Annotated in this window: 7 protein-coding genes; 3 read left to right on the top strand and 4 right to left on the bottom strand. The window is 59.5% G+C overall.

The genetic code is table 11. The annotated features are described in order from the left end of the window. From moeB to ACH2EH_RS06835, 4 genes are all read right to left on the bottom strand, one after another. On the bottom strand, positions 1-843 hold an 843-nt coding region (moeB, locus tag ACH2EH_RS06850; RefSeq protein WP_395140182.1), incomplete at its 3' end, for a molybdopterin-synthase adenylyltransferase MoeB. Beyond that, on the bottom strand, positions 836-2,413 hold the full coding sequence (locus ACH2EH_RS06845; protein ID WP_395140180.1) for an ankyrin repeat domain-containing protein: 1,578 nt from the start codon (positions 2,411-2,413) through the stop codon (positions 836-838). The genes ACH2EH_RS06845 and moeB, both read right to left, overlap by 8 nt. Before the next feature lie 29 nt (positions 2,414-2,442). Then, the gene (locus ACH2EH_RS06840) at positions 2,443-2,778 is read right to left on the bottom strand and encodes a XisI protein (protein ID WP_395140178.1); all 336 of its coding nucleotides are present in this window, start codon (positions 2,776-2,778) and stop codon (positions 2,443-2,445) included. 59 nt (positions 2,779-2,837) lie between these two features. After that, positions 2,838-3,086 carry an element excision factor XisH family protein gene (locus ACH2EH_RS06835; protein ID WP_395140176.1) on the bottom strand — a complete coding sequence of 83 codons (249 nt, stop codon included), beginning with the start codon at positions 3,084-3,086 and terminating at the stop codon, positions 2,838-2,840. Between the two features lie 38 nt (positions 3,087-3,124). Here ACH2EH_RS06835 and ACH2EH_RS06830 point away from each other — a divergent pair, with 38 nt between their 5' ends. From ACH2EH_RS06830 to ACH2EH_RS06820, 3 genes are read left to right on the top strand one after another with little or no spacing between them, the layout of a single operon-like run. Further along, entirely contained in the window at positions 3,125-4,261 is a 1,137-nt protein-coding gene (locus ACH2EH_RS06830; RefSeq protein WP_395140174.1) for a DNA double-strand break repair nuclease NurA, read from the top strand. Then, entirely contained in the window at positions 4,258-4,857 is a 600-nt protein-coding gene (locus tag ACH2EH_RS06825; protein ID WP_395140172.1) for a hypothetical protein, read from the top strand. Before ACH2EH_RS06830 ends, ACH2EH_RS06825 begins: the two co-directional genes overlap by 4 nt. Then, a complete protein-coding gene (locus tag ACH2EH_RS06820; RefSeq protein WP_309687434.1) occupies positions 4,844-5,494 on the top strand; it encodes a response regulator transcription factor in 651 nt (216 codons plus the stop codon). Before ACH2EH_RS06825 ends, ACH2EH_RS06820 begins: the two co-directional genes overlap by 14 nt. The last annotated feature ends 58 nt before the right edge of the window (positions 5,495-5,552 follow it).

Genomic DNA, 5,552 nt, shown 5'->3' with positions numbered 1-5,552 from the left:
CGTGGGCGTCATCTCACGCATCGTTGTTACTCCTGTAGAATATTGTGTAGGACATTGTACCTCAGTGTTATCGGCAAGCTCGTCGAGGGTTGGCGTGTTGCCACAAGCCGCACATGCGGGATTTCGGGGCAGGCGTAGCTCGCGAAAACGCAGCGTGAGCGCATCCAGCAGGAGCAAGCGCCCGACGAGTGGTAGCCCAATCCCAAGTAATAGCTTTAGTGTCTCCGTGGCCTGAAGCGTCCCCACCAGTCCGGGCAACACGCCCAGCACTCCTGCCTCGCTGCACGACGGCACGGTTCCGAGTGCAGGAGGGGTCGGATGGAGACAGCGGTAACACGGCCCGCCGGGAAGAAAGACGCTTACCTCGCCCTCGAAGCGATGGATTGCGCCGTGGACGTGGGGAATGCCTAGCAAAACAGTCGCATCGCTGACCAGATAGCGGGTGGGAAAGTTATCCGCTCCATTGACAATCACATCAGCCCCACTCAGAAGCGCTGCGGCATTTGGCGCGACTAGGCGCACCGAGTGGGCTTCGATGTGAATCAGGGGGTTCTGCGCCAGGAGTACCGCCGCTGCGGCCTCAGCTTTGGGCTGCCCGACATCGCTGTCCCGGTAGAGAATCTGGCGCTGTAAGTTCGAGCGATCTATGGTGTCATCATCTATGACGCGAATCGTGCCCACTCCTGCGGCAGCGAGATACTGGAGAGCCGGACAGCCCAGCCCCCCGGCCCCAACCACCACGACCGTGGCCGCCTTGAGCCGTTTTTGGCCCGCCAACCCGAGTTCTGGTAAGAGAAGGTGACGGGCATAGCGCTCGCGCTCGGCAGAAGAAAGGTCAGTCATAGCTGTCGGGTTCCTCCGTATCCTCGTCTAAAGTGAGCAGGGAGAGCACTGCAATGCGCCCAGCCTTCAACGCCTCGGCGTAGGCACCAGCGGGAGCGGCACCAAACGTGAGCAAGCGCTGCACCGCGGGGGCATCCCCATCGCGCGCGGCAAGCATTAATGCCGTCGCGCCTTGGTCATTTGTCGAATTGAGATTGGCACCGCAGAGGAGCAAGAAGCGCAAGGCATCGTCCCCGGCAACGGCGGCTTCGTAGAGGGCCTGAGTGTCCGCGCGGGTGTGCTCCAGGCGCGTCGCCCGGAGCGGTAGCAGCTCTGGGATTTCTCCAAGGAGCTCGCGCAGCTCCAGCGAGGTGACGTGGCGCAGCAGAGTTGGGTCCGCCCCCCGTTCCAGAAGCAGACGCGCGAGCTCAGCCTGGTCGGTGAGCACTGCGACATCGAGGGGCGTTCCCAGAGTCCGGGTTCCCGCATTGGGTGAGGCTCCCACAGCCAGAAGGCGCTCGACCAGCTCAGCACGTCCTCGGGCAATGGCCCCCATCAGAGGCGTTTCCAGACCGGATATGGGTGCATCGAGTAGGGTTCCCGGGCGCGGCCACAGCTCGGTTGCACGCGTCGCATCGCCCATGGCAATCGCTTCGAGAAACCCAATCGTCGCTCCGGCCTGGGTGAGAAGTATCGTCACGCGAAGATTCTCGGAGGTCAGCGCCACGAGGAGCGGCGTGTGTCCGAAGGCGTTGCGCCCATTGATCAGCGTGCCATCGTCTATCAAGCGTGCCACAAGGGTTGGGTTGCCCCCCTCGGCGGCAGCGTGGAGTAGCGTGTCGTCGGCGCGGCCCCGCAGTTGCAAAAACTCGGGCAGATCGTCACCAGGCACCAGCGCTTTCCAGAGCCGCGCATCTCCCACGCGTAGTGCCCGGTGCAGCGGGGTGTCGTGATCTCCTGCCCGCTCCACGGGGGATGCTCCGGCTTCCAGGAGATGTGGCAGAACACTGCCCGCCGTGGCACTCTGAACATAGAAAATCGCCGTGTGCCCCCACCGATCCCGCGCTGTGGTGCGCGCTCCCGCACGTAAGAGTGTCTCCACCAGAACCGCATCGCCGCGCCGCACGGCCCACATTAGAGGGGTTGGTTTATCACCTTCGACCTCGCCCTCAGGGCGCGCTCCGTGGCTCAAGAGCAGCACGGCAAGCGCTGTGTCGCCGCGACGGATGGCGAGATGCAAGGGACCAATTCCCGTTTCATCGCGCTGGTCCGGGTTCGCCCCGAAGGCCAGGAGCCGCTCCGTAATCTCAAAGCGCCGCTCATCCACCGCCCACCAGAGCGCCGTGCGCCCCCACTCATCGCGCTGGTTCACTTGCACCCCATTGTCCAGAAAGCGCTTCACTATCTTAGCGTAGCCCAGTGCCGCCGCCCCCCAAAGAGTCGTCCAGTTGTGAGGACAGAAGCGAACCGGTGCGGCTTTATTGCGAATTGGAGCTGGGGCATGGCGTCCCATGCGCAGCAAATCCTCACGCACATCGCGGTGCTGCCGGAGCTTTCCCGCTCGCCGCGCTCGCTTCCAGGAGAAGGCCATGGCGCTATTGTACCGTGCCAGAAAAACCGCTACGCCGGGGCAAACTCGCCCCATTTACGCCGACTTTTATGCTGGAAGGCAAGCACTATCTGATCTTTGGGAACGCCCGCTTCCACCAGATCTCCGGCAATTCCTTCTTCAGTTCCATCGTGCTGCACCCAGAACTTGCCCTCTTTGACTTCCACATGAATTAGCGGCGCGTAAATACGCTTGAAACCATCCCAGCCAATCGCAAAGAGTACCCAGTGGTTGTTCTCACGATCAAAGATTACCTCGGAGTCTATCTCCCCCTGAGCAAAGGGAATATCGGCGTGTTTTTGTAAACAGCGCTCAATCGCATCACGCCCAATCGTTAGGTAATCCATCCTAAAATCTCCTCGTGCTCGGGATCGTAACGCAGCAAGTGGTTCATCATCCGGCACTGCTAAAAATAAAACACGCTCCGGCTCTTGTTTGCGTAGGGCACCTCGATATCAGACTTTCCCGCAAAGGTCTTAATCTCAACCGCGATCTTTTCTATGCCACGCTCCGCCGCCACAAGTTTCTCAGCCCCAAGATCCACATAGAGGTTTCGCCGCCCCGAGATGATCCGATAGGGATCATGGGTAATCGTCCAGCCCTCTTTTTTAAGAGCGTTCGTCACCGCCGTGTGAAACCGATCCAGAGCAGACATACAGCGCCATTCTATCGTACAAGGGTACAATCCGCGTGATGTCATTCGATAGTGGTTCCGACCTTCCCGACCAGATTATCCGCCAGATTTTAGGCAAAGCCGCTGAGGTGGCGGGCGAGGTGCGCGAGCTTTTTGAGAGCGTGGACTCCCGCCGTGAGCTGATGCGCCACCAGCTGATTCTTGCCAGCCGTATACTCCACACCGAGCAGCTTCCCGAGGTGATTGCGCCTGCGTGCTGCGCCGTAGACGGCGGCGCAGCAGTGGAGAAAGGCCTTGGTATGGACACGGCGCTGGCAGTGGCTGTGGGAGTGGAGGGCCTTGGGGGATCGGGGCTTTGGCGCGAGACACCGTTTGCCGCGTGGCAGAAAACCCTCCAGCACGAGGGCGATGCCACCGGAAGCACCTGCCGCGCCGTGATGACCACACTAGAACTCTCGCTGCTGGCCAACGCCCCCCACCCTGTCGTGCTCCTAGACGGCTCTCACCTGACGCCCGTGATCTCGCTCAACGCCGCTCTGAGCATTCGAGACGATGGGCTTCGGCGAGAGCTGGCCGAGAACTTTGCGCAGTACAAGACCGCAGAAGCGCTTCATGCCGCGATGTTTAAGCCCGAGATAGTCGCTTTAGTGAAGTACGACGGCACACGGGATCTGGGCGAGACCTGGCTCGGTGGACAGCTCAAGCTCGATGACCGCACCACCATGACACTGCTGCTCCAGGCTGACGAGTACACCGAACCCGTGCCGCTGGGGCTGACACAAAAGAGCAAGCGTAACTGGATCGCCAAGGAGATTCAGAAACTCACGCCCTCCGATGTGATTCGTGAGGAAGTGCGTGAAGCCGTGAATGAAGCTGTCTCCCAGGTACGCACCGATGGACTTTTTGCCACCTACTACAAGCCGCAGCCCTGGAGCCCCGCCTACCGACTGGAGATAAAAAAAGAGATCGCCCAGACTCCCGAGAGGCTCGCGCAGGTCTTCGCCGTGATTAAAGCGCAAGTGATCAGCCCCGAGATTCGCGAACCCTACCCGCAGTACGTCGCCGACCGAATGGCCAAGTCTGTCGGCGATGCTCTGGTGGCGCTGCGTACCGCTGTTCACTACGACCTTGCCGATGCCGGACTTTCGGAGTATGTTGCACTGGTAGCCCACTCGTACCGGACGGAGGCCTTGTGAACACCACGAACGAATATTTTAACTCAGAGGAGAGCACTGCAACCGCCCTGTCACAAGATCATGAGCTTCTTCCCCACCACACCAACATTGAACGTGTCGAGCGCCGGATCTTTGAGATTCATGTCCACTGGAGACACAACGCCACTCTGATCGTCTTGGGCTTCGTCAGCTTCGTGATCACAAATGTTTCTCTGGCGCTCTGGTTGGCTGTGTCTTTTCAAAAGGCAGAGACCCCCACACACTATTTTATTTGTTTAGCGGCTCTGGTCTTGATTGTTTTCGTCCTTCTCGCCGCACAGTCACTTCAGGTCGCCACCGACAGTCTCAAAAAGTCAGACAAACACATCAACTCCCTGGAAGAGGAAGTCCAGCGCATTACCAGCAATACGGGATACACGTTGAACAAAGAAGTCATGCCGCTTGATTTCTACTTACGAAACTTAAGCCTGATGCGGGCCATGCTGTATCTTCTGCTTCCCCTCTGGGTCGCCCTGCCCGCCCTGCTACTGTATTTCAGCAAGGCTGAGTTGCCCGCACATCCCACCAAACAAGCCCTCGCAAAGCCAATGGAGCAACCAAAACGTGGAAAAAATTAGACTCGTTATCGCCGAAGACCAGACCATGATGCGCGAGAACCTGGCGCAGATTCTCGCGCTCGAAGACGACATTCAGGTGGTTGGCACCGCATCGGATGGCGAGCGGGCGCTCTCTGTCTGCCGCGCCCAGAAGCCCGATGTGCTCCTCACCGATATTGGCATGCCCAAGCTCAACGGTATCCAGGTCACGGAGACTATCCGCCAGGAGCTCCCCAACACACAGGTTGTCATTCTCACGATCTACGGCGACGATGACAAAGTCTTTGCGGCGATCAAAGCCGGTGCGCTCGGCTATGTTTTGAAAGACTCCCCGCCCGAGGACGCGCTTGCCGCCATCCGCGCCGTGGCGCGCGGCGAGTCGCTACTCAATCCCGTGCTCATCACCCGGATTCTGGCCGAGTTTGGTCGTCTCACGACCCAGAAAGCCGCCGATAATGCTGTCTTCGCCCACCTCACAGACCGCGAGCGCGAGGTGCTTGGCCTCATCGGTAAGGGCATGCGCAACAAAGAAATCGCCGACGCGCTCTTCATCTCTGAAAAAACCGTCAAGAACCATATTTCCAAGATTTTTGAGAAACTCGAAGTAAACTCCCGCGCCGAGGCCGCACTCTTGGCTGCCCGGCAAGGGCTCGTTTAAAACGACGGGTGTAAAACTAAAGGATCCCTAGCTTGGCGCACACGCTGCGCCAGGTGCT

Origin of the sequence: Armatimonas sp. (genome assembly GCF_043760365.1) — a bacterium.
Lineage (GTDB): Bacteria > Armatimonadota > Armatimonadia > Armatimonadales > Armatimonadaceae > Armatimonas.
Note: the sequence above shows the minus strand (reverse complement) of the source record. Positions and strands in the feature narration are given on the sequence as shown.